The sequence below is a fragment of the Gordonia sp. GN26 genome, from assembly GCF_054823965.1.
On record NZ_JSYC01000002.1, the window covers coordinates 42,776 to 67,519 of the forward strand.

General features: G+C 69.3%; 11 protein-coding genes. 6 read left to right on the forward strand and 5 right to left on the reverse strand.

What is annotated here, in order from left to right:
* Positions 1–36 precede the first annotated feature (36 nt).
* Complete coding sequence (locus OK17_RS00265; RefSeq protein WP_461416335.1) at positions 37–9,288, reverse strand: fatty acid synthase subunit beta domain-containing protein; 9,252 nt, start codon at positions 9,286–9,288, stop codon at positions 37–39.
* 567 nt (positions 9,289–9,855) lie between these two features.
* Between OK17_RS00265 and OK17_RS00270 the strand changes: the two genes are divergently transcribed.
* Complete coding sequence (locus OK17_RS00270; protein WP_006868102.1) at positions 9,856–10,281, forward strand: HIT family protein; 426 nt, start codon at positions 9,856–9,858, stop codon at positions 10,279–10,281.
* Positions 10,278–11,054 (forward strand): SIR2 family NAD-dependent protein deacylase, encoded by a 777-nt coding sequence (locus tag OK17_RS00275; protein WP_308196036.1) that lies wholly within the window; start codon positions 10,278–10,280, stop codon positions 11,052–11,054. The genes OK17_RS00270 and OK17_RS00275 overlap by 4 nt, the downstream gene beginning before the upstream one ends.
* A 26-nt stretch (positions 11,055–11,080) precedes the next feature.
* On the opposite strand, the gene OK17_RS00280 is transcribed toward OK17_RS00275, so the two are convergent.
* The 3 genes from OK17_RS00280 to OK17_RS00290 all read right to left on the reverse strand — a co-directional run bounded on the left by OK17_RS00280 (position 11,081) and on the right by OK17_RS00290 (position 17,702).
* Complete coding sequence (locus tag OK17_RS00280; protein WP_461416336.1) at positions 11,081–15,250, reverse strand: AAA domain-containing protein; 4,170 nt, start codon at positions 15,248–15,250, stop codon at positions 11,081–11,083.
* A gap of 130 nt (positions 15,251–15,380) precedes the next feature.
* Complete coding sequence (locus tag OK17_RS00285) at positions 15,381–15,731, reverse strand: rhodanese-like domain-containing protein (RefSeq protein ID WP_232719307.1); 351 nt, start codon at positions 15,729–15,731, stop codon at positions 15,381–15,383.
* Positions 15,732–15,917: 186 nt separating this feature from the next.
* Complete coding sequence (locus OK17_RS00290; RefSeq protein WP_232719306.1) at positions 15,918–17,702, reverse strand: DEAD/DEAH box helicase; 1,785 nt, start codon at positions 17,700–17,702, stop codon at positions 15,918–15,920.
* A 235-nt stretch (positions 17,703–17,937) separates the two neighbouring features.
* Here OK17_RS00290 and OK17_RS00295 point away from each other — a divergent pair, with 235 nt between their 5' ends.
* From OK17_RS00295 to OK17_RS00310, 4 genes are all read left to right on the forward strand, one after another.
* Positions 17,938–19,725: an AMP-dependent synthetase/ligase gene (locus OK17_RS00295; RefSeq protein WP_232719305.1), complete on the forward strand. Its 1,788-nt coding sequence runs from the start codon at positions 17,938–17,940 to the stop codon at positions 19,723–19,725.
* 85 nt (positions 19,726–19,810) lie between these two features.
* Positions 19,811–21,031 (forward strand): OpgC domain-containing protein, encoded by a 1,221-nt coding sequence (opgC, locus tag OK17_RS00300; protein ID WP_232719304.1) that lies wholly within the window; start codon positions 19,811–19,813, stop codon positions 21,029–21,031.
* Entirely contained in the window at positions 21,028–22,221 is a 1,194-nt protein-coding gene (locus OK17_RS00305; protein ID WP_232719303.1) for a trans-sulfuration enzyme family protein, read from the forward strand. The genes opgC and OK17_RS00305 overlap by 4 nt, the downstream gene beginning before the upstream one ends.
* Positions 22,222–22,288: 67 nt before the next feature.
* Complete coding sequence (locus tag OK17_RS00310; RefSeq protein ID WP_154883663.1) at positions 22,289–23,161, forward strand: DUF1206 domain-containing protein; 873 nt, start codon at positions 22,289–22,291, stop codon at positions 23,159–23,161.
* 26 nt (positions 23,162–23,187) lie between these two features.
* Here the strand turns inward: OK17_RS00310 and OK17_RS00315 are convergent, their stop codons facing one another.
* Positions 23,188–24,744 (reverse strand): DUF7782 domain-containing protein, encoded by a 1,557-nt coding sequence (locus tag OK17_RS00315; protein ID WP_232719302.1) that lies wholly within the window; start codon positions 24,742–24,744, stop codon positions 23,188–23,190.

Consider the following 24,744-nt stretch of genomic DNA (forward strand, 5'->3'; position numbering starts at 1 on the left):
CTTCCGGTTTCGCCTCACCGCTCGAATCCGCTGCCGTCACCGGGTTCCCGGAACCGGCGCGGAGCCGTACACGTCCGCTTCGTCGAGGCGCACCGACGGATCGAGGAGCATGCCCGCCTCGGCGTCGTGCTCGTCGACCGACTCGTCGAAGCGACGGTTCGGCGGACGCTGGTAGGCCGGTTCGCCACCGCAGATCGACTGCAGGTAGCGCTGGCTGCCCAGACGCGCACGCTCGTCGGCACGCTTGCGGTAGGTCGCTCGCTCCTCGGGCGCCAGGGAGGCGATGAAGGCCTCCGGGTGGACGACCGCGATGAGACCGGAGACGTGACCGAAGCCGAGGCTGGTCAGCAGGCCGGCCTTGAGCGGGAACCGCTCCCCCAGCTGCAGCGTCTCGCGCGGCCACACCAGGTGCGGGTACTCCTTCATCTTTTCGTCGACGCAGTCGAGGCTGCGGTTCGGCGGGATGACGCCGTCGCGGAGCATCTGGCACAGGCCGATCAGCTGGAAGGCCGCGGCACCACCCTTGGCGTGACCGGTGAGCGACTTCTGCGACACCACGAACAGCGGGGCGCCCGTGTTGCGTCCGATCGCCTCCGCGAGGCGCTCGTGCAGCTCGGACTCGTTGGGGTCGTTGGCCTTCGTCGACGTGTCGTGCTTGGACACCAGCGCGACGTCGTCGGCGGTGACACCGAGCGAGTTCAGAGCGTTGGCCAGCGGCGAGTACAGCGCACCGCGGGCTGCGCCCAGGGCGCCGAGACCCGGAGCCGGGATCGAGGTGTGCACGCCGTCGCCGAAGCTCTGCGCCCACGCCACCACACCGAGGACCGGCAGACCCATCTCCGCCGCGACGTCGCCGCGGGCGAGGAGGATCGTGCCACCGCCGGCCGACTCGACGAACCCGCCGCGTCGACGGTCGTTGGCCCGCGAGAACCGGCGGTCGTCGATGCCGCGTGCGGTCATCTTCGCCGAGTCCGCGGTCGCCGACATCGCGCCGAAGCCGACGATGCCCTCGATGCCGAGGTCGTCGAAGCCGCCGGCCACCGCGAAGAGCGCCTTGCCGAGACGGATCTTGTCGACGCCCTCCTCGACCGACACCGCTGCCGTGGCGCAGGCCGCGACCGGGTGGATCATCGCACCGTAGGAGCCCACGTACGACTGGACGACGTGTGCGGCAACGATGTTCGGCAGGGCCTCCTGCAGGATGTCGTTGGCGTTGGCCTCACCGAGCAGGGTGTTGATGTACAGGTCTCGCATCGAGGCCATGCCACCCATACCGGTGCCCTGGGTGTTGGCGACGAGGCCCGGATGCACCCAACGCATCAGTTCGCTCGGCGTGAAGCCGGACGACAGGAACGCGTCGACGGTCGCGACCAGGTTCCACAGTGCGACCCGGTCGATCGCCTCGACCATGTCGGGGCTGACACCCCAGCGGGTCGGGTCGAAGCCGGTCGGGATCTGGCCGCCGACGGTGCGGGTCAGCGAGAACTTGCGCGGCACACGGATCTCCGTGCCGGCCAGGCGCGTGACCTGCCAGTCGCCGTCGGGGTTCTGCGTCACCCGCGTCTTCTCGGGGTTGGCACTTGCGAAGGCACGGGCCTCGGCCTCGGAGTTGACCGTGAAGGTCAGGTCCTCGTCGAGGAACACCGAGGTGAGCAGCGGCGAGGTGTTGTCGACCATCGCGCCGTCGTCGGCGTAGCGACGGATGCCGCACCGCGACACGACCTCGTCGTGGTAGCGCTCGGCGATCTCGCTCTCCGGCACCGGATCACCGGACTCGGTGTCGTACCAGCCCGGCTTCGGGGCCGAATCCCAATGGATCAGACCGGTGTTCCAGGCCAGCTCGAGAACGCCTGCCGCCGAGAGCTTCTCGTCGACCTCCATCTCGAAGCGGGTACGCGCCGAACCGTAGGGGCCGAGCTCGCCGGCACCCACGATGACCACCAGGTCCTCGGGACGCGCGTCGATCGACGGCCATTCCGGACGCATGCTGCGCGGTGCGCGGGCGGGCGCCGGGAGTGCGGCCACGGTGGTCGTCTCCGATGCCTCGTCGGCCTCCTCGGCGGCCTCGGCAGCCGCTGCGGCGGTGGCCGCGAGCGCCTTGAGGTCGGTCGAGGCGTCGAGCCCGCCGGTGAAGTCGGCCAGGACCGGAGCGGTCGCCGCGGACACACGCTGCTCGGGGGTACAGAGCGTCAGCAGGTTGGCGGCCATCTCCTCGGTGCTCCAGGTGCGGACACCCGCGGCCTCGACCGCATCGACCATGCCGTCGTTGTGGCCCATCAGTCCGGTGCCTCGCACCCAGCCGATGAGGGCGTGGGCCAGCGTGGTCTTCGAACCCCACGACTCCTCGGCCGACCAGCGGGTCACGAGCGCGTCGAGGGCGGCCTTGCTCTCGCCGTAGGCGCCGTCGCCACCGAACATGCCGCGGTTGGGGGAACCCGGCAGGACGACGTGCAGGCGGGCCGCGATGTCGTGGTCGGAGTGGACCTCCGCCAGACCGGCGATCAGTCTCTCGACCGACCAGAGCAGGACCTTCATCTCCAGCTCGGCGCGAGCGCCGGCGTCGGTGAGGTCACCGGCCACCCGCGGTGCTGCGAACGGGAACAGCATCGTCGGCTTCATGGCCGGCTTCACCACCGCCGTTGTGCCGCCGAGGTTCTCGGTCTGCTCCGTGGCCACCCATTCGACCAGGTCGTCGACGTCGGTGTACGACGCCATGTTCGCCGGGGCGATCCACAGCGCGGCTCCGGTGCGCGCGTTCTCGCGGTAGAGCTTCTTGTAGAAGGCGAGGCGCTCGGAGTTCAGGCGCGAGGTGGTCGCGATGACGGTCGCACCGCCGGCGAGGAGTCCGGCCACCACACCTGCGGCGATCGAGCCCTTCGAAGCGCCGGTGACGACGGCGATCTCGCGGCTGTAGATCCCCTTCTCGGGGTTCTCGGCGGCGTGTGCGATCGCGCCGAAGACGCGGCCGTGCACGGCGTTGCCGTTCGCGAGGGCCTTGCCCTGCCACCAGGTGGCGTGCTCGGCGACGGTGTCCCCTGCGCCGGCGAACCCGCCGACGAGCTTCTCGAAGCCGGCGTCGAGCTCGTCCTCGTCGGTCAGCCAGAGACGGACGAGATCCTCACGGGCGGTTGCCCACCGGTCGTCGATGAGGACGACCTTGGCGTCGTCGAACGCCGGTGCGACGGTGCGCGCCCAGTCCGATCCGAGTTCGGCGCTGACCAGTTCGGCCAGCTCGGCGTTGGGGTCGGCCGCGGCCTCGGCGAGGTCGGCGACCTCGCTGAGTCCCAGCTTCTCCAGCACGGTGTACGCCGCCGAGGCGAGCGCACCCGACCGGCCGGTGATCTGTTCGGTGAACTCACCGAGGGCAGCCGCGTCGACCGTTGCGCCACCGCCGGATTCGGCGGCGGGCTTGCCGACCGCGATGCCCTTCTCGGCACCCACGGCGGTGACCGCCTTGTCGATCAGCGCGTCGAGCGCGTCGGCGTTGGCGACCGGGCCGTCGAGCAGGTTGCCCAATGCCTCACCGCGGACCGAGGCACCGTCCCGGGTACCCAGGGCGAGCGCGACGGTCGTGTGAAGTCCCCAGCCGGGGCCGAGCTGCCAGACGGAGCTGACGCGGTCGGTGATGTAGTTCTGGCGCTTGCCCAGCGGGCCGAGGACCTTGCGGACCTGGTCGCTGACCGCGTCGGTGAGCACCGCACCCAGCGGACGGTAGCCGCGGGCGAGGGTCTCGACCGTCGACGACAGCGCGACCATGTCGGCCTCCGCCGCACCGTCGATGGCGCCGAGTCCGAGCTCGCCGCCGATGTCGAGCAGCAGCTGGTTCCGGCGTGAGGACACACCGTCACACAGCGCCTCGATGGTGTCGGCCGCGCCGATCTGGTCGACGCGCATCTTGGTCCACAGAGCGATAACGGACTTCACCGCATCCGACGGGGTGAACGCGATGTCGTCGGGACGCGGGCCGCCCGCGGGAGCCGCCGGAGCGGCAGCCGGAGCCGGTGCCGCCGCGGGAGCAGCCTCCGCCGGGGCGGCGGCCGACTCTGCGGGAGCGGGGATCTCGTCCTCTTCCGGCTCGTGGCCGGCGTCCTTGGCCAGAATCACGTCGGAATCGCGTTCGACGTTCACCACCTCGGTGGTGGCCGAGGCGTAGTCGTCGAGCTTGAGGGTGTTGTTGGCCAGACCGGTCAGGGTCGGGGCACCCTTCAGACCGATCTCGACGAAGCGCTGCACGGCGAGGCCGCCGCGCTCCGGGCCGCCGAACAGCAGGTCCTGGGTCTCGATCCAGCGCACCGGGCTCGCGAATTGCCAGGCGAGGAGCTCGATCAGGAGCACGCGGGCCAGCTCGGTCGGCTTGGCGGTCCAGGTGTCCCAGTCGGCGAGAACCTCGTTGAGCGGATCGGACGGCACGAGCGCCGCGATCTCCTCGACGAAGTCACGTCCGAGGTTGAACAGGCGCGGCACCAGGTTCGGGATGTACCGCCCGATCAGGATGTCGATGTCGATGTCGGCGGGCAGCAGCTCCTCGAGCTTGCCGCGGAACTCCGGCACACCGGCGCGCAGGACGCTGGAGTGGAACGGGACGTCGATGCCCGGGATGAGGATGAACGCCCGCTTGCCCCCGAACTCGGCACGGCGGCGGTCGATCTCGGCCTCGAGGTGCTCCAGGCCGCGGACCGTGCCGGCGATCGCGTACTGCGAGCCGAGCAGGTTGAGGTTGACGACTTCGAGGAACTCGCCGATCTCCGCACCGAGGTCGGCGACGAACCCGGTGACGTCGGCGTCGGCGAGACCGAATTGGCTCGGCCGAATCGCGGCCATGCGGTAGTCGCTGCGGCCCAGCTCATCTCGCGGGACCAGGTGGTGCATGGCCTCGCCGCGCTGGAACACGACCTCGAGGACGGCCTCGAGCGGCAGGACACCGGCGCAGGCGGCGAGGGCGTTGTACTCACCGACCGAGTGGCCACAGGTGATGGCGCCCTCGACGAAACCGCCGGCCTCCTTGAGTTCGGCGATCTGCGCGACACCGAGGGTCGCCATGGCGACCTGGGTGAACTGCGTCAGGTAGAGCACGCCGTCGGGGTGGTTGTAGGTGGTGCCGTTGGCGACGAGGGTCGTCGGGTTGTCCCGCACGACGGCCAGGATCGAGAAGCCGAGCGCCTTGCGGGTGTGCTTGTCGGCGCGGTCCCAGATCTTGCGGGCGGCCTTGGAGCGCGACCGGGCGTCGAGGCCCATGCCCTTGGACTGGATGCCCTGGCCCGGGAACGCGTAGACGGTGCGCGGGGCGGCCAGGAGGCCGGTGGCGCTCATGACGAGGTTGTCGCCGACCTTGGCGCTCACCTCGACGACCTCGCGACCGTTGTCGAGGCCGACGCGGTCGACGCGCACGGTGATGGCCTCGCCGAGGCGGACCATGCCCAGATAGCGTGCGGTCCAGCCGATCAGCGGTCGCGGCGACGGGGTCGGGTTCTTCGAGTCGGTCGCGGTGACGACCTGCTGCGCGGCGGCCGACAGCCACATGCCGTGCACGATCGGGTCACCGAGTCCGGCGAGCTTGGCCGCCGAGGCGTCGGTGTGGATCGGGTTGCGGTCTCCGGAGACGACGGCGAAGCCGTGCATCCGGTTCGGCGCGGTGATGGTGGCCGAACGGAGCAGCTTGCGGGTGGCCGACTGCTCGTCCTTCGGGGCGCCGCCCGCACGGAGCGGGTCGGTGAGCTCGGCGGCACCGAGGCGTCCGCGGATCGCGAAGCGCTCCTCGAGGGTGGCGATCGGTCCGGCGGGTCCGGCGATCTCGACCGAGACCTCGACGACACGGCCCACGTCGGAGTCGCGCACCGCACCGGTACGGGCGGTCACCGTCAGTTCGGCGGTCTCCGTGGGGATCTCACCGGTGAGGGCGATCGCGTGGTCGAGGTGGACCAGGTCGAGCAGACCCTCGACGACCGGCGCACCGGTCTCGGTACGGGCGGCACCGATGACACTGAACACGCTGGGCCAGCAGGCGCCGACCAGGGTGTCGGGGACGGCGAGGCCGAAAGGCTCGGTCGGGGTGGTCGGACGCAGGTGCGCGGGCAGGGAGAAGCCGGTCACCGACGCGTGGTCGGCCACCGAGTCGGGCTGCCAGGTGATGTTGGTGGTCGCGGTGCCGTCGGTCACCTCGGCGAGCGCGCCGCCCGCGGCGACCGTGAGGATCTCGGTCATCGCCCCGGCGGCCTCGTCGAGTCCGACGACCGGCGATCCACCGTCGCGCACACCGAGACCGGCGAGGAGCGGGATACGCACGGCCGCACCGGAGATCGGGACGACGAGATCGAAACGGGCCACGCCGTTCTCGCTGCCGACCTGCTCGATGACGGCGCCGGTGGGCTTGTGCTCGGCACGCTCGGGTGCGACGACCGACCAGGCGGCGCGGTCGCCGAGGAGGGCGACCGGGCTCGGGACGATGCGTCCCGCCCAGCTCACGTCGTCGGATTCCAGGACGGCGGACAGGACGCCGGCGTCCTCGACGAGTCCGGCACGATGGCGCGAGGCGACCTCGACCGAGCGCACACCGGCGGTGAGCAGGTCGGTGACGACCTGCGCCTCGAAGCGGTCCAGCAGCTCGCCGACCGGCTCGTCGACGCGGGTGATGCCGGCCACGGCGACCGGGCCGGGGATGACGCAGACGGCGTCGGCGCCGTAGCGCGCGTCATGGGCCTGCCACAGGGAGTCACTGCGCCACCAGCGGCGCACGTCCTTGTCGATGACCGGCACGAAGTTGACCGGCTTGCCCGGGGTGCGGCACAGCTCGAGGAAGAACGCGACGTCCGCGGGATGCAGGATGTCGGTGTCGATCTCGCGGTAGACGCTGCCCAGCGCGTCGATCGCGGCGTGCGGGTCGTCGGTGGCCGACAGCTCGGCGAACATCGTCGGGATGGGGCCCGAGTCCTGCGGGTGCATGCGGGCCTCGGTGCGCTGCAGCATCTCCACGAAACGCTGCTGCCAGGTGATGTCGGCCCACGGGTGCTGATCGCCGTTGGCGTCGCCGACGGCGAGGGTCGCGTAACGGTCGAGCCATTCGCGGTAGGTCATCTCGGCGACGTCGCCGAAGTACGGCTTGGCGGTGTTCGCCATCGCCGCGATGATCTCGTCGCGACGTGCGGCGACGGCCTCGGCGTCACCGGCGACCTCGTCGAGCAGACGGCCGCAGCGGGACGCGGTGTTGTCGACCTCGTGGATGTCGGCGCCGAGCTGCGAACGGCCCGAAGCCATTCCGGCGGTCGCGTGACCCGCACCGATCCACTCGTCGATACCGGCGGTGTCGACGAGGAGCTGCTTGACCTCGGGGGTGGTGGTGGCCTCCTTGGTGGCCATCGCCGCGGTGCCGATGAGGATGCCGTCGAGCGGCATCATCGGGTAGCCGTAGCCGGTCGACCAGACGCCGGTCAGGTACTCGCTGGCACGCTCCGGGGTGCCGACACCGCCGCCGACGCAGATGACCACGTTGGGTCGGGCGCGGAGTTCGCCGTAGGTGGCGAGCAGCAGGTCGTCGAGGTCCTCCCACGAGTGGTGGCCACCGGCGCGGCCGCCCTCGATCTGGACGATGATCGGATGCTGCGGGACCTCGTTGGCGATCCGTACGACCGAGCGGATCTGCTCGACGGTGCCCGGCTTGAAGGCGACGAAGCGGAGCCCGGCCTCGACGAACTCGTCGACCAGTGCGACCGCGTCCTCGAGTTCGGGGATTCCGGCCGAGACGATCACGCCGTCGAGCGGCGCACCCTGGGCGCGGGCCTTCTGCACGAGGCGCTTGCCGCCGAGCTGCAGCTTCCACAGGTAGGGGTCGAGGAACAGCGCGTTGAACTGCGCCTCGCGACCCGGCTCGAGCAGGTCGGTGAGGGTGGCGATGTTACGGGCGAAGATGTCCTCGGTGACCTGGCCACCGCCGGCGAGCTCGGCCCAGTGGCCTGCGTTGGCCGCGGCGGCGACGATCGCCGGGTCGACGGTGGTCGGGGTCATGCCCGCGAGCAGCATCGGCGAACGTCCGGTGAGACGTGTGAACGCGGTCTCGACAACGGTCCGGCCGTCGGGCAACTCGACGAGGGTCGGGGCGAACTGGGACCACGGGGTGCCGACCTCCGGCACGCCGCCCGGGCTGAAGAGGTTGCGCTGACCGACGCGCAGTGCGGCGGGGACGAGGCCCACCCCCTGGCCGCGGACGAGCGATGCGGAGAGACGGGTGGCGATGTCGCCGGGACCGAAGTCGAGGATCCACCTGGCGCCACCGGCGACGACCTCGTCGACCGAGGAGACCCAGTCGACGTGTGCGACGAGGATGTCATGGGCGTGGCGGGTCGCGAGCTCACGGTCGATGCCGCACCGGTCGGCCCACTCGCCGACGAGTTCGACGGCCTCGGCCATGTTGGGGTGATGGAAGGCGACGGACACCTGGAGGTGGTCGAACTTCGGGGCGAACGGTGCGCCGCCGGTCAGCTTGCGTTTGCGCTCGTCGGCCTCGGCGGCGGCGATCCGCTCGCAGAGCGCGACGAAGCCGGCGAGGTGACGCGGGGCGCCGGAGAGCACGAGGGCGTTGCGGCTGTTCTTGATCGAGACCACCGGCGCGGTGGCCAGGTCGCTCTCGGGAAGGCTCGCGCGGTACTGGGCGAGGACCTCGTCCACCCGTGCCGGGGTGACGTTGTTGACGGCCAGCATCGGCGTGCCGTCGGTGGTGATCCCGAGGCCGCGGCGACGCGCGATGAGCGAACCGGCGGCACCGATGAGATGGGCGACGGCGAGCAGCAGACCCTGACCGGCCTCCGCGGCGTTGCCCTCGGCTCCTACCGCGTCGGTGGCCAGCGAGCCCTGCGAATGTCCGATGACGGCACTCGGCGGGATGCTCGCGGTGTCGAGCCCTTGCTTGCGCAGCGCCTCGACGGCGGCCAGCTGGGTCAGCAGGACCCCGGGACCCGAGAGGGTGAAGTCGGCGAGCGCGGTCTCGGTGGGCACCTCTTCGCCCGCGTCGTGCGCGTGGACCCATGCGAGCGGGTGAAAGCCGTCGGCGCGCGCGACGACGAGGTCGTCGGCGACGGGTGCGACGAGCCGCTCCGCGGCCTCCACGATCCCGGCGATGCGGTGTTCGAGGTCGGCGTCGACGACCAGCTCGGCCAGCGTCGGCAGCCACGCGCCGCCCTGACCGCCGAAACTGATCGCGTAGGGCTCCCCCTGGGCGAGGCGGTCGATGAGCGTGGCTGTGGGGCGCTCTGCGTTGGCGGCGCCCTGCGAGCCGGTGCGGAACTGGTCGACGGTCACGAGTACTCCTCTGTGGTGGTCGGTCTCGGTGGTCGGCGGAGTGTCTTGGTGCCGGCGCGGGCGTCGGCGACGTGTCTCGGGTGCAGGCGCGGGCGCCGGCGATTCCTCGTCGATGAGAACGGGGGTCGTCCACGACGCCCGGGGCATCGCAGGCGAAAACGAGGGCGGCCGCCCTGCCTGATTCGAACTGACTGGTACAACTGGTGAACACGCCTGCCACACAAGGACATTGACGCTCCCCAGTTCATGGAGGAGTCGCCTACGACGTGAACGTGACACCCATGATGACACACGAAAGTGAGGGATTCCTCATGTTTCTGGGTGACCTGTCGGTATACCGACCAGTAACCCCGCGGGTAACTTGAAAGACCATGTCAACGACCATCCGAAGGGTTGCGAAACGCGCTGGCCAGGCAACGTACCCGAAGGTATGTCGACCCCCGATCACGCGCTCGGTCAACCGTTATGAAACCGTGATGTGATCCGGGCCACGCCCCGACCCGGCGGCGATTCGCGTCGGTCGCGTGATGCCCGGATGAACCCCGTCCGTGCCCTAGAGTCGGGCCCATGAGCAGTTGCATCTTCTGCGCCATCGTCGCGGGCACCGCTCCGGGCCGGATCGTCTACTCCGACGACGACGTCGTCGGCTTCCTCGACATCCGACCGGTCACCCGCGGGCACACCTTGCTCGTCCCCCGCGTCCACTCATCCGGTCTCGACGACCTCGACCCGGCCGTCGGTGCGGCCCTCTTCGCCGCCGGACAGCGTGTCGGATCGGCGCTGAAGGCCGGACCGATGGCCGCGGACGGGGTCAACCTCGCCCTCAACGACGGCCGCGCCGCGTTCCAGACCGTCTTCCACACCCATCTGCACGTCGTGCCCCGCCACGCAGGCGACAAGCTCAGTTTTGCCAAGGGCCTGGTCGTGCGTCGCGATCCTGACCCCGACGAGACCGCCGACCTGGTCCGCGCTTCCCTCGAGGCCGCGGGGTGACCGGGCCGACCATCCCCGAGGCCGTGATCGACCTCGTCCGAGACGCGGACTGGATCACCGTCTTCAGCGGGGCCGGCATGTCGGCCGAGAGCGGTATAGCGACCTTCCGCGACGCCCAGACCGGGCTGTGGGAGACATTCGATCCCGCGGAACTCGCCACCCCTGAGGCGTGGGAACGCGACCCCGCCCTGGTCTGGGGCTGGTACCGGTGGCGCGCCCGCGAGGTGCTCGCCGCCGAACCGAACGCCGGACACCGCGCACTGGCCGAACTCGGCGCCTCGCGCACCGTCATGGTGGTCACCCAGAACGTCGACGACCTGCACGAGCGTGCCGGCAGTGACGTGGTCAGCCACCTCCACGGCAGCCTCTTCGCGCCGCGCTGCTCGGTGTGCGACACCCCGTACGACGGTCCCGATGCGCGACCCTCGGCCACCGATCCGGACACCGAACATGTCGAGACACGGGTCACTCCCCCGACCTGCCCGAGGTGCGGCGGGGACGTCCGTCCCGGCGTCGTCTGGTTCGGTGAGGCGCTGCCCGCCGACGATTGGCAGCGGGCCGATCAGGCGTTCCGCGCCGGCGAGGTGGTCATCGTCGTCGGCACCAGCGGCATCGTGTACCCAGCCGCATCACTACCCGAACGCGCTGTGCGCGAAGGCATTCCGGTGATCGAGTTCAACCCTGCCGAGTCGTCGGTGACCGACTTCGCTACCCACAGCCTGCGGGTGCCGGCCGCCGAGGGGCTACCGGCCCTGCTCCGCGCGCTGGGCTGATCGCCCACTCGCCACTACCCCGTGCGTCACTCCCCGGCCGTCAGGTCGATCGGCATCCACGCGGGGGCGTCCTCTGCGGCCGGACGTGCCGTGATCGACCCGGCCTTGCAGCCGCGCGCTTCGAGCGCGGCGGCGACCGCGTCGATCACGCGATCCGGGTCGAGTTCGAACTCCGACTCCCGGACCCGGGCGAACTCCCAACCGCAACGGCGCAATTCGCGCTCGCGCTCGAGGTCGGAGCGGGCCTGGCGGCCGGTTCCGGGGAACGCGTCGGGGTCGCATTCAACGGCCATCCGGGCATCGGCACCGAGGACCACCAGGTCGATGACCCGGTTGTTGACGGTGACCTTCGGGGTCACGTGGTAACCGAGTGCCGCGAGACGGTTGAACACCCGCTGTTCGAGCAGGTTGTCGAACGGTTCGACGCGGCGGTCGTCGGGCACGTCGGTCGGCATCGGGCTGATCGTGATGCCCTCGTTGGCGGTGAAGTACGACAGCAACGAATACCGGAGATCGTTGTGCCGCAAGTCTTCCAGACCGATCGAATGGAACAGCCAGACCTGATCCATCGCGCGGGTGGCCGCGACGTTGATCCGCCGTTGCGATTCCGCACGGGTCAGAGCCGAGATGGCTGTCGGATCGGAGACGACCATCGACAGGAAGACGACGCGGCGTTCGTCGCCCTGGAAATCCGGCGGGGTGCCCACCCGGATACGACGGGTGCGCCACACCTCGGCGTCGAGCCCGTCGAGCAGGGCTCGTTCCAGCGTCTCCGCCTGCTTGGTGCCCTGTAGCGCGATCACGCCGAAATCGCGTCCCTCGTAGGCGGGATCGGCGAGACAGTCGCGCAGGGCCCCGAGGATGGCCTCCACCTCGGCGTCGTTGACGAGACCCGACCCACTGCCGGTCGCCTCGCCGTCGACCGCCACCGTCCGCAACGGTTCGAGGCGATCGGAGCCGTACTGCCGCACCGGGATCAGCGGCGCCTTGCCGTAGAACTGCCGCGACGAGAACTCGATGATCTCCGGCATCGACCGGAAATGCTCACGCAGCCCGACGACATTGCCGAACCTGCTGCGCAGCAACGAGAACAGACTCGACCGCGGGGTCAGTCCGTCGCGAAGGTAGGTCGGGAGGTCCGGCAGTGCGGCGTCGAGCTCGGCGAAGGCGTCGTCGAGCGTGGTCCCGGCGAGTCCGATAGGCGCACACTGCTTGTCGTCGCCCACGACGATGATCCGGGGCGCGAGCCACAGCAGGAAGGAACTGGTGATGTCCGCCTGCGACGCCTCGTCGACGATGACTACGTCGAAGGAGTGCCGGCGGGGCGGGAGCGTCTCGGCGACCTGGCTGATCGACATGATCCATGCCGGGATCGCGTTCTGCGCCACGGCCATCGCCTCGCGCGCGGCACGGCGGAACCGGTTGGCGTGCTTACCCGAACCCTTGCCGAGGTTGATCATGTGGTCGCGGTAGGACTGCAGCGCCTGGATCTCGCCGGTCGTGGTGCGCACCAACAACTCTCGCCAGGCACGGGCAGAGGCGAGACGGGTGGTCACCTGCGCGACGTCGACCTCGATGGCATCGAGGTCGGCCGAGATCCGCGTCTCCGAATGCACGTCGCTGCGTTCGGACACCCACGTGTTGGCGTACCGCCAGGCCCAGGCGGCGGTCATCTCCCGGGCGCGCTCGGACCAGATCGGATCGCGCGGCGTCGCCCAGATGGTCCGGACCAGTTCCGGGGCGCGACTTCTGAGCCGCAGTTCGAGAAGGTCGAGTGCGTTCTCCGCGTTCGCCTGTTCCTGGGCTCTGAGAAAGGCGCGGCGGGCCGTGCGGATCGCGGCGGCGTCGGCGGTGCCGAGCGCGTCCAGCAGTGCATCGCCTTCGGGGGACGGGCCCTTCTCGAGTTCGGCGGCCAGCCCGTAGGTGCACTCGGCCAGTTCACGTTCGGCGAGGGCCGCGTCGTTGGCGGCGGCGATCGAACCCGCCTGCTGGGCGACCTCGGCGATCTCGGCGACGCTGCGCGGACGCGGGCCGCCGGGGCTGATGGCCTCGAGTTCGTGGAGGAGGTGGTCGCGCCCGGTGACCAGCCGCGAGATCCACGCGAGTTGCGCGTCGAGGCGGACGAGCTGATCGACTTGCGCGGAACGGGATCCGGAGGCGTCGATCGGAACATGGAGGTCGGCCAGGATGCGATGGACCTGATGGACGGCGTCGACGACCGTCAGGTGGTCGGCCACCCGTCGCAACGACGCCTCGTCGGTCGGGACCCGACCGTCGACGGTCGCCCGTACCGGAGACTCCTCGACCGCACGCTGTTGCGGGGACCGCCGCAACCGGCCACGCCACTGACCGCCCTCGGCCAGATGGTCGGCGGCCGCGTCGAACAGCGCCGCATCGCCCGGGCGGTCGCCCTCGACGAGAACCGTGTGGGCACCCAGGTCGCGGTCGCGTCGGGCGGCCTCGGCGATCACCGGGGACAGGGTCGTCACGCGCGACCACAGATGGGAGTCGTGGCCCGCCAGCAACCGGTCGGCCATGGCGACCATCGGGGCCGGGAAGGACGACACCTCGCCTGCGGCCACGCCCAGCTGTTCGCAGATGCCCTTGATGGCGAGGAGACGTTCGCTGTCGACGCCATCGAGCGACGGGAGCAGCGCTCCGGTGGCGCCATGGGTTTCCTCGGGCCGCGCGGCGATCCGGGCACAGATCGTGTCCATGGCCGCGGGCTCCGGCAGATGGTCGGCGAGATCGGGGAACCGCTGGGTGAGACGGCCACGGTCGCCACCGGTCACCTGCAGGAGTTCGACGAGCCGGGCGAACTCCGAGGAGTCCAGAGGCGGGACGGCACCCTCGAGTCCGGGCGGCATCCAGTCGAAGCGCTCGGCGTCGCGCTTGACCTGACGCACGATCTCCGCCGGGGTACCCCGATAGTCCCCCGCCACCCACTCGTGGACCTCGGTCTCGCCTGCGCGCAGGTCCCACAGCTCGCGCATGAGCTGGTCGCGCCGGGTGAGGGCGTGGTCGCGGCGGGCCTCGAGATCGGCGATCTCGGCGTCGGCGACGGACACGGAGAACGCCGCCTTGCGCGCGGCGAGGTTCTCCACCACGGACACGATCGTCTCGGCATGGTCCTGGGAGATGTCGGCGATGGACACCGTGAGTTCGCGCAGCGCGGGCGGGAGCATGTCGCGCAGCACGTGGAGGGCGTGTGCCTTCTCGCTGACGACCAGCACGCGTTGCCCCTTGGCGAGCAGCGCGGACGTGACGTTCGCGATGGTGTGCGTCTTGCCCGTACCGGGCGGCCCCTCGACCACGACGCCGGTGTCGTGGCCCAGCCGTACGAGCACGTCTCGTTGTTCGACGTTCGAGGGAAGCGGGAAGAGTGCGTCGGCGATGAGACGTTCGGGTGAGAGCACGTCGGGGCCGTCGAGCGCGGCCAGACGATCCTCGGCGTCGATCGGTTTGACCAGCTGGGCCAGGCCGACGGGCACGCTCGCATCCTCGTCGCGCAGGTCGTCGATGATCGCGTCGTAAAAGGCCAGGGAGTTCTCGACACTGCGGCGTCGGAGGACGATCGCCGGTCGCATGTCGAGTGAGAGGGTGGCGCGGTCGGCGTCGATCTCGATCTCGCCCAGCCACTCACCCACCAGGTCGGTGACCTTGCCGGCGACGACCGACGGCTGCTCGGCGAGTCTGGTCCGCGTCTTCATCGCGCCGGCGAGTTCGAGTCCGTCGACCGCGGCGAGGAGATGGGTGTCGTGCATGGTCGGCGCGGAGCCCGCACCGAGGGCCAGGCGGATGGCGCCCGACTCGTCGCGGTCGGCGACCAGGGCCTGGGTGAGGAGATGCTCGCGGACGAGAGGTTCGGAGGTGGCGTCGTCGTGGACGGTGACGAGGGCATTCGCCAGGACGAGTTCGAGGGTCTCGGGACTCTCGGTCAGCTCGTCGACGAGGCGGGCGACATCGGCGTGGGCGGCGTCGGCGTGGGCGGCCTCGGCGGGATCGATCTCCACGACGACCTGGCCCGGCGCGGCCGATGCCCGCACCGAGATCGGCGTCGACGCGCCCACCCAGACGTGGCCTGCGTGTTCGTCGATGTCCCGGACATCTCCGGAGCGCGAGCGGACGACGTCGCGCAGGAACGCCATCAGCCGGGTGACCTGGTCTCGCAGTGTCTCGCGAGTGTCATCCTGCATCCGATGGGTTCCTCTCGTCGCCGGCGTTCCTACGCTATCAAGCCGCTGGTCAGGAAAGTGGAACTGCCGCATCGTATGTCAGGGTGGGACCACGTCGGCGGGTGGCCGGTGTCGCGCCCACGTGATGAGCTCAGGTGGTGGAACGCAGTGCTCGGTAACCGCCGTCGACGTACCGGACGTTGGTGTACCCGAGACCGGCGATCTGCTCGGCGATGCGCGGCGCTTCCGAGCTCACCGACACCACGGCGATCTCGGTGTCGCGCCCGATCTTCCTGGGCTGCTCGGCGTCGCGGATGACGGGGAAGGTCCCGGTGGGGGTGGGACTCAGGAGGTTCGGCAGCTCGCTGGGCTCGACCACGAAAGCACCCGGAAGGCTGCCCTGGTGGCGCACCACCTGTGGGCGGGCGTCCACCATGACCGCGTTCCCGGCGCGGCTGTGGTCGATCGCTTCTGCTGCTGAAATCGCCTTCACCAAAGACACTGGTGACTCACCAATCCTGTGTTCACTCGTAAGTTTCGTGTCCACTCGATCGGCGGATACCCCGCAGGATCGAGAATGACACCTTGAAGACCCCCGCCGTCAAGGTTACGGAATGATCTCGGTTTGACAAGTTCCGTCACCGCTCAGCGGAGCCACGAGCGAAACCGACTCAGGTCGGTACGACGATCAGGACCGGCGACCGCGTCCGGCAACACGCGGCGAGGGCCGCTTGCCACCGAAGTTGTCGCGCCGACCGTCGCGACCACCCTGCGGTCCGCCCCGCTTGCCACCGCGACCCCGCGGCGCACCGAGATCCTTCCGGATGTCGATCGGGTTCTTGCCGATTTTGGTGTGGCGGAGCTGGGACAGGGTCTCGTTGTCGAGATCGTCGGGCAGCTCGACGAGGCTGAAGTCGTCGCGAATGCTGATGTTGCCGAAGTCCGCGCGGGTCAGGCCTCCCTCGTTGGCGATCGCGCCGACGATCGCACCCGGGGAGACCTTGTGCTTGCGGCCGACCGCGATGCGGTAGGTGGCGAAGCTCGCCCCGGGACGACGCGGCGTACGTTCCCGCTGGTCGCGGTTCCGCCGCTCCGACTCCGGCGGATCGGGCGCCAGCAGGAACCCGCCGTCACGCGTCTCGAGGGCCAGCGCGGCGGCGATGTCGGCCATGGCCACATCGTTGTCGCGGGCATAGTTCTCGATGAGTCCGCGGAACAGGTCCAGGTTGTCCGAGGACAGGTTCTGGGTGATGGACTCACCGAACTTCGCCACGCGCTGGGCATTCACGTCGTCGACGCTCGGCAGGCCGATCTCGGTGAGCTCCTGGCGCGTCGCGCGCTCGATCGCCCGCAACAGGTGGCGCTCACGCGGCGAGACGAACAGCAGCGCGTTGCCCGAACGGCCGGCGCGACCGGTGCGTCCGATGCGGTGCACGTACGACTCGGTGTCGTGCGGGATGTCGTAGTTGACGACATGCGAGATCCGGTCGACGTCGAGGCCGCGGGCGGCCACATCGGTCGCCACGAGGATGTCGATCGAGCCGTTCTTGAGCTGGTTGATGGTCCGCTCGCGCTGCGCCTGGGCGAGGTCGCCGTTGATGGCGACCGCGGACAGTCCGCGAGACCGGAGCTTCTCCGCGAGCTCCTCGGTCGCCTGCTTGGTGCGGACGAAAACGATCATCGCGTCGAATTCCTCGACCTCGAGGAATCGGGTCAAGGCGTCGAGTTTGCGCTGGTGGGATACCTGCAGGTAGCGCTGCGTGATGTTCTGTGCGGTCGCCGTCTTGGACTTGACCGTGATCTCCTGCGGAGACTTCAGGTAGCGCTGGGCGAGCCTGCGGATGGAGCTGGGCATGGTCGCGGAGAAGAGCGCGACCTGCTTGGTGTCCGGGGTCTCGGCGAGGATGCGCTCGACGTCCTCGGCGAAGCCCATCGTGAGCATCTCGTCGGCCTCGTCGAGCACGAGGAACTCGAGCCCGGAGATGTCGAGGGTCTTCTTGTCGAGGTGGTCGATCACTCGACCCGGCGTACCGACGATGACCTGGGCACCGCGGCGCAGGCCCGCGAGTTGCACGCCGTAGGACTGCCCGCCGTAGATCGGCAGGACCTTCACCTCGGGCATGTGCGCCGAATAGCGACCGAAGGCCTCGGACACCTGCAGGGCGAGTTCACGCGTCGGTGCGAGGATCAGCGCCTGAGGCGTGCGCGCCGAGGTGTCGAGCCTGGAGAGGATCGGGATCGCGAAGGCGGCGGTCTTGCCGGTACCGGTCTGCGCGAGGCCGACGACGTCGCGGCCGGCCATCAGCGGCGGGATCGTGGCTGCCTGGATCGGCGAGGGGGTCTCGTAACCGACGTCGGTGATCGCGGCGCGGACGCGGGGCTCGATCTCCAGGTCGTCGAACGTGCCGCCGGGGGTGTCTTGTGCAGAGGTGTCAGCCGGCGCGCCGTGCTCGCCTTGTTCGGAAGTACTCATGCGCGGGTCTCATTCATCGCACTCAACTGTAATCGCCCGACCCCGGAATGTCGGCATCCTGCCATGACCGCGTCACAACTCGCAGCTGAACAGGCATTACAGCACTATGACGAGCACGTGTGATGCATCACACGGATACTGGTACTGTCAGTGCCACTCAAATGGCGTCGACCCCGGTCACCGGGTCGCCCGGCGCCCGATATGTCCCGTTCAGCAAGTCCGTCTCAGGAGTGCCATGCAGCAGCAGTACGCCACCCCGTCCGATCTCACGATCGACGACAAGGCGAACCTCGTCGACTCGATCCTCAAGTACCGGACCGAGCGACCCACGATGCCTCTCTTCCGCAAGCGCTCCCACAACCAGTGGATCAACGTCACCGCGAAGCACTTCGCCGACGAGGTCGACGCCGTGGCCAAGGGACTCGTCGCGTCGGGCATCGAGCCCGGGGATCGTGTGGCCATCCTGTCCTCGACCCGGTACGAGTGGACCGTCCTCGACTACGCGATCTGGCGTGCGGGCGGATGCACCGTCGCCATCTACGAGACCTCGGCCCCCGACCAGGTGCAGTGGATCCTCGAGGACTCGGGCGCCAAGCTCCTCGTCGTCGAGAACCACGAGCACTACACCAAGCACATCCGCGTGATCGACGAGACGCCCACGCTCAAGGAGACGCTGGTCATCGACGATCACGCTCTCCCGACGCTCACCAAGCGCGGCGCGACCGTCGCCGACGACGAACTCGACCGTCGTAAGGCGAACTCGCTGTCCAGCGACGCCGCGACCCTGATCTACACCTCGGGTACCACCGGCCGCCCCAAGGGCGTCCTGCTCACCCACGCCAACTTCATGGCCGAGTGCGCCGCCACCCGTGACGCCGTCGGCGCCGGACTGGCCGAGGGCAAGACCACCCTGCTGTTCCTGCCGCTGGCGCACGTCTTCGCCCGCATCATCGCCGTGGCCAGTGTCGAGAACGGGGTGATCCTGGGCCACACCAACGACATCTCGAATCTGGTCAACGACTTCGCGGTCTTCAAGCCGCACTACGTGCTGTCGGTGCCGCGCGTGTTCGAGAAGGTCTACAACTCTGCGAAGCAGAAGGCCTACGACGGCGGCAAGGGCTCCATCTTCGAGAAGGCCACCGAGACCGCCATCGAGTACAGCAAGGCGACCGAGGAAGGCAAGATCGGTCTCGGCCTGAAGCTGCGTCACGCAGTGTTCGACAAGCTCGTCTACGGCAAACTGCGCGCTGCTCTCGGTGGTCAGTGTGAGGGTGCGATCTCCGGCGGCGCCCCGCTCGGCGCACGCCTCGGTCACTTCTTCCGCGGCGTCGGCATCCCGGTCTACGAGGGTTACGGCCTCTCCGAGACCACCGCCGCGGTCACCGCGAACAATGACGAGCACCAGAAGGTCGGCTCGGTCGGGCGCCCGGTGCCCGGTGTGACGGTGGCCATCGCCGACGACGGCGAGATCCTCCTCAAGGGCCCGGTCGTCTTCGGAGGCTACTGGCGCAACGAGGCCGCGACCGCCGAAGCGATCCGCGACGGCTGGTTCCACACCGGTGACATCGGCACCCTCGACGACGGCTACCTCTTCATCACCGGCCGTAAGAAGGAACTCATCGTCACCGCCGGCGGCAAGAACGTCTCCCCCGCACAGCTCGAGGACACCATCCGCGCTCATCCGATGGTCAGCCAGTGCCTGGTGGTCGGCGACAACAAGCCGTTCATCGGCGCGCTCATAACCATCGATCCGGAGGCCGTCCCCGGCTGGCTGGAGCGCCACAACCTGCCCGCCGACACCCCGCTCTCGGAGCTGATCGAGAACGAGGACCTGAAGGCCGAGATCGACGCCGCGGTCAAGGAGGCCAACTCGAAGGTCTCCAACGCCGAGGCGATCAAGAAGTTCACCATCCTCGACACCGACTTCTCGATCGAGACCGGCGAGCTCACGCCGACGCTGAAGCTCAAGCGCAACGTCATCCACGACGCGCACAAGCAGGCGATCGCCGACCTCTACTCCTAGAGGTCGCCCGTCGGGGGCGAGATAGATCACGACTCACCGCGGCCCGGGATGACTCCGGGTCGCGGTGAGTTCTATCTTCAGATCAATGTCTTCGAACCGAGTGTCCGGGAACCGAGATCTCGCCATCGACGCCACGCGGGGAGTGGCGATCTGGAGCATGGTCACCGCACACTTCGCCACCGATTCCCCGTTGGCGTCGCCCACGCACGCCTTTCCGTACGTGGACGGGATGTCGGCGTTCGTCATGCTCTCGGGCATCGTGCTGGGTCTCGTGTACCAGCGCTGGGTCACCCGTCACGGGCTGCGGTATGCCTACGTCCGCCTGGCCAAGCGCATCGCGGTCCTCTATGTCTGTCAGCTGGTGATCGCGCTCGTCGCCGTCGCGGCCGCACTCGAGGGGCACCGCTGGCTCACACTCCTGCTCCCGGTCGACGGCTGGGCCGACGGGATCTGGCTGTCGGTCACGATGCAGTACCTGCCGAGCGGCGGGAACATCCTGCTCCTCTACATGGTGCTGATGATGTCCGCGTTCGCCCTGTTCCCGCTCCTCCAGCGCGGGTGGTGGGCGTGGATTCTCGCCGGTTCGCTGGTGTTGTACGCGGTCTCGCTGTTCTGGTCGCCGGACTGGTTCTACCTCAGCGCCTACCAGGCGGCCCCGCACATCCAGAACGTCGCGGGATGGCAGATCATGTTCATCCCGTCGGTGGTGCTCGGCTGGAACTGGTCGCGCTGGAGTGTCCCCGAGTTCGTCGACCGCTGGCTCGTCGTCATCGTCGCCGTGGCCGTGACGGTCGCACTGTTCTTCCATTACGGCATCGACGCCGGCCCGTGGGCGCACCTCGAACCCACCTTCGCCGACAAGCTGGATTTCCGGCCCGCACGCGCGATCGGCGCCTACCTCGTGATCCCCGCCCTCTACGGGGTGTTCCGGTTGTTGCTGCGCTGGTGGCATCACGACTGGTTGCGACCGCTGGTCATGACCGGCACCCGCAGCCTCGACTCCTATGTCATCCAGGCGATCGCGCTGGTCGTCGTCCCGATCCACATCGCCCACCGGCCGTGGGACGCGCTCACGATGCAGGCCGTCGCGCTGCTGGTGTTCGGCATCTGTTGGGCGTGGGCGGAGTTCCGGTACTTCAACCACATCGACAAGTTGCACAAGGTCCCCGGACGGGTCGCACGCGGAGTCCTGTCGCGCCGTACCGGCACTGCGCCCGGGGCCGACGGCGAGTCCGTTGCCGAGGACGATGTCGAACCCGGTGTGCGCACCGACGAACAGCCGCAACCGACGGGAGCCCGCGCATGACCGCAGAAAAGCAACAGCCCGGGGAGATGACACGCAGCGTGCACGCCGGGAACGACTCATCGGGGCCGTCGGTGCGCACGCCCATCACGATGGCGAACTCCTACCACCTGCCGCCCGAGCCGGAACAGATCAGCTGGTCGGGTACCGACCAGCTCTTCTACACGCGCAACACCGGCGCCAACCAGGTCGCCCTGCAGGACAAGCTCGCCGCGCTCGAGGAGGCCGAGGACGCGGTCGTGCTGGCCTCCGGCGTCGCCGCTCTGCACGCCGTCTTCTTCACCTTTCTCTCCACCGGCGATCATGTCGTCGTCTCGGACACCACCTATGAGGCGACGTGGAAGCTCTGGGCCGAGCTGTTGCCGAAGAAGTACGGGATCGAGGCGACCTTCGTCGACATCACCGACCCCGAGAACGTCCGCGCGGCACTGCGTCCCAACACGCGACTGGTGGCGGTCGAGACGATCGCGAATCCGACGACCAAGGTCGGGGACATCGCGGAGCTCGCCGGCATCGCGCACACCGCCGACGCCCTTCTGCTCGTCGACTCGACCTTCACCCCGCCGCCGCTGTACCGGCCACTCGCCGACGGCGCCGACCTCGTCGTCCACTCGCTGACGAAGTACATCAACGGTCACGGCGACGCGATGGGCGGCGCGGTGCTCGGGCGCGCCGAGCTGATCGGCCGCATCAAAGAACAGGCGATGGTCGACGTCGGCGGCGTGATCTCGCCGTTCAACGCATGGCTGATCGCCCGCGGGGCCATCACGCTGCCGCTGCGACTCGCACAGCACCAGCGCAACGCCGAACGCGTCGCCGCCTTCCTCGACGACGACCCGCGCATCGCCTTCGTCCGCTACCCCGGCCTCGCCTCCCATCCCGAGCACGAGCTGGCGGCTCGGCAGTTCGGCGGACGCGGCTTCGGCGGGATGATGGCCTTCGCCGTGCGCGGCGACTCGGCGACACAGAACCGCTTCGTCGGTGCACTGCAGGTGATCACGTCCGCGGTGTCGCTCGGTCACGACGAGTCGCTGATCGTCCACGTCGGACCCGACGGCCCCCGCGTCGCCGCATACCCCGAGCCGTTCCGGCAGTGGGGTCACCTCCGTTTCTCGGTCGGCCTCGAAGACGCCGAGGACCTGATCGCCGACATCTCCCGGGCACTCGACGCAACCTTCCCGAACGCCGACTGAGCGCGCGTATCGTATTTCGAGCCGGTGCTTTTCGAGGTTCGATGACAACCGGCGAGAGGCGGCGACGATGTCAGGCAACCCGGTCACCGGTGCGGTCGACCGCGCCACCGACAGTCCGTGGTTCGAGCGGGTGGCGCGTGCCGGGCACGCCGTCAGCGGACTCCTCCACCTGCTCATCGCCTACATCATCGTGCGACTCGCCTTCGGCGACGAGGGCAATGCCGATCAGTCCGGCGCCCTGGGGATCTTCGCGGGGAACCCCGGCGGCCGGCTCGTCCTCTGGATCGCGGCCGTCGCATTCGTCGGGCTGGCTCTCTGGCGCATCGCCGAGGCCATCGTCGGGCCTCATCCCACCGAATCCGGCCGCGAGAACGACGGCGCGCAGGACTGGCTGGACCGCGGGAAGGCCCTGTCCCTCGCCGTCGTCTACGTCGGGTTCACCTGGACTGCGGTGCGTTTCGCGATGGGCAGCGGCCAGTCGAGCGGGGAGCAGAACGCCGGACTCACCGCACGCCTGATGCAATCCGGCGGAGGTAAGTTCGTCGTGGTGGTCGCCGGGCTGATCATCATAGGCGTCGGCGTCTATCACGTGTACAAGGGCGCGAGCCGCAACTTCCTCGAGGACCTCAAACCGCCGATCGGTCGCACGACCTCCGACTCCCCCGCATCATCGCGGTCCGGAGCAGCCTCCGGCGACCGCGCGGCAACCATCGCGGGGGTGATCGGCTACTGCGGCAAGGGCCTGGTGCTGATCGGCACCGGCATCCTCGTACTCGTCGCGGTGGCGACCACTGATCCGTCGAAGGCGAGCGGACTCGACGGCACGGTCAAGTCGCTCTCCGGCCTGCCCGCCGGGCAGGTGCTGATGATCCTGGCCGCGATCGGTATCGCCGGGTACGGCGTGTACTGCTACTGGCTCACCCGGTTCGCGCGGATGTGACCGCCGACCCTCGGTTCGCCTCGTACTCAGTTCGCCTCGTAGAGGATTCCGCGGCCGATGGCCTCCCGGACCACCGGCAGTGCGGCGGTGGCCAGCGCCTCGGCGTCGACGCCGTGGAATCCGGCAAGCAACTCGATCAGGGTCTGCAGGGGAACCTGCCCGCGGCATCCGGCCAGTAGCGCTCGGGACACCTCGTCGACTCCGAGGACCGCGGCCGGGCCTCCGGGGCGGCGCACGGCGGCACCGACCTGTTGCCAACCGTCCTCGCCGGGAAGCGAATGCTCCTCGAGCATCACCGGTGCGATCGACAGCCGCTTGTCCAGCAGGTCGGCGTCGGAGGTCTCGCGCAGGTACCGACGGCGGGCCAGGAAGGCCTGCGCCTCGGGACCCGTGACCTCTTCGCCTGCGCCCGTGATCTCCTCGAGGACGACGTCGGGTCCCCGGTCCTCCCCCGCTTCAGGCGCCCGGACCGTGATCGAACCCATACCGATCGCGACGATGTCGTTGTCGTCGAACCACTCCAGCCACTGCTCCCCGCGCCGAGCAGCGGCCTGCTCGTCCTCGCCGGCGTCGGAGAGCCACAGGGACACATAACTGATCGGGTCGGCCGCTTCGCGCTGGACGACCCAGGCATCGAGACCGGTCCCGTCCAGCCAGCCGGCCACCCGCTCACGCCAGTCCGCACCGTCGGTGATGATCCAGTTGGCGAGAATCTGGGCGGTGCCGCCCGGATTCAGATACGCGGGCAATTCGCGGATGAGCTGCTCGCACAGCGCATCTCCGACGACGCCCGAGTCGCGGTAGATGTAGTCCTGGCTGCCGGTCCCGACGACGAACGGCGGGTTGGAGACGATGAGGTCGAAACGCTCCCCCGCCACGGGTTCGAACATGCTGCCCGCGCGCAGATCCCACGACATCCCGTTGAGACGTGCGGTCGCCCGGGCCAGCGCCAGTGCCCGCTCGTTGGTGTCGGTGGCGACGATCTCGTCGCAGTGCGAGTTCAGGTGCAGCGCCTGGATGCCGCAGCCGGTGCCGATGTCGAGGGCGCGCCGTGCGGGTTCACGAATGATCGCGCGCGCAAGCGACATCGACGCCCCACCGATGCCGAGTACATGGTCGTGGGCGACGGGACCCGGTCGCATGGCGGCATCCTGGTCGGCGACGACGAGGAAGTCGTGGGTCTCGTCGGCGTGCGGTCGGATGTCGAGGCTCGCGCGGATCGCCCCGTCGTCGAGCCGGGCCAGGACACCCTGGTCGATGAGTGCGTCGACGCCGGCCGTCGGAAACGCCTGTGCGACGAGGTTTTCGGGTTCATCCGAGCCGAGGAGGAAGAGCCTGATGAGGGTGGCGAGTCGCGATTCGTTCTCGTCGCCGTCGCGCTGCTCCTCCGCGGTAGCGGCCAGCGCCGGCCACCACACACCGCGCAGCAGGGCCGCATGGACCTCTTCACCGAGGAGTTCGGTGACACCATCGGTCGTGTAGGCCCCGGCGCGGAGGTCGGCACCCAGGGCGTCGACGACGGAGTCGTCGCTCAGTGGATGAGGGGAAGAATGTTGCGCCGTCACGCACCTGAGGCTACTCAT

What these genes read in the sequence shown, in the direction of transcription:
- OK17_RS00270 (WP_006868102.1), top strand. Translation starts at nt 9,856, where the DNA reads ATGAGCAGTTGCATCTTCTGCGCCATCGTCGCGGGCACCGCTCCGGGC.
- OK17_RS00280 (WP_461416336.1), bottom strand. Translation starts at nt 15,250, where the DNA reads ATGCAGGATGACACTCGCGAGACACTGCGAGACCAGGTCACCCGGCTG.
- OK17_RS00290 (WP_232719306.1), bottom strand. Translation starts at nt 17,702, where the DNA reads ATGAGTACTTCCGAACAAGGCGAGCACGGCGCGCCGGCTGACACCTCT.
- OK17_RS00295 (WP_232719305.1), top strand. Translation starts at nt 17,938, where the DNA reads ATGCAGCAGCAGTACGCCACCCCGTCCGATCTCACGATCGACGACAAG.
- opgC (WP_232719304.1), top strand. Translation starts at nt 19,811, where the DNA reads ATGTCTTCGAACCGAGTGTCCGGGAACCGAGATCTCGCCATCGACGCC.
- OK17_RS00305 (WP_232719303.1), top strand. Translation starts at nt 21,028, where the DNA reads ATGACCGCAGAAAAGCAACAGCCCGGGGAGATGACACGCAGCGTGCAC.
- OK17_RS00310 (WP_154883663.1), top strand. Translation starts at nt 22,289, where the DNA reads ATGTCAGGCAACCCGGTCACCGGTGCGGTCGACCGCGCCACCGACAGT.
- OK17_RS00315 (WP_232719302.1), bottom strand. Translation starts at nt 24,744, where the DNA reads ATGAGTAGCCTCAGGTGCGTGACGGCGCAACATTCTTCCCCTCATCCA.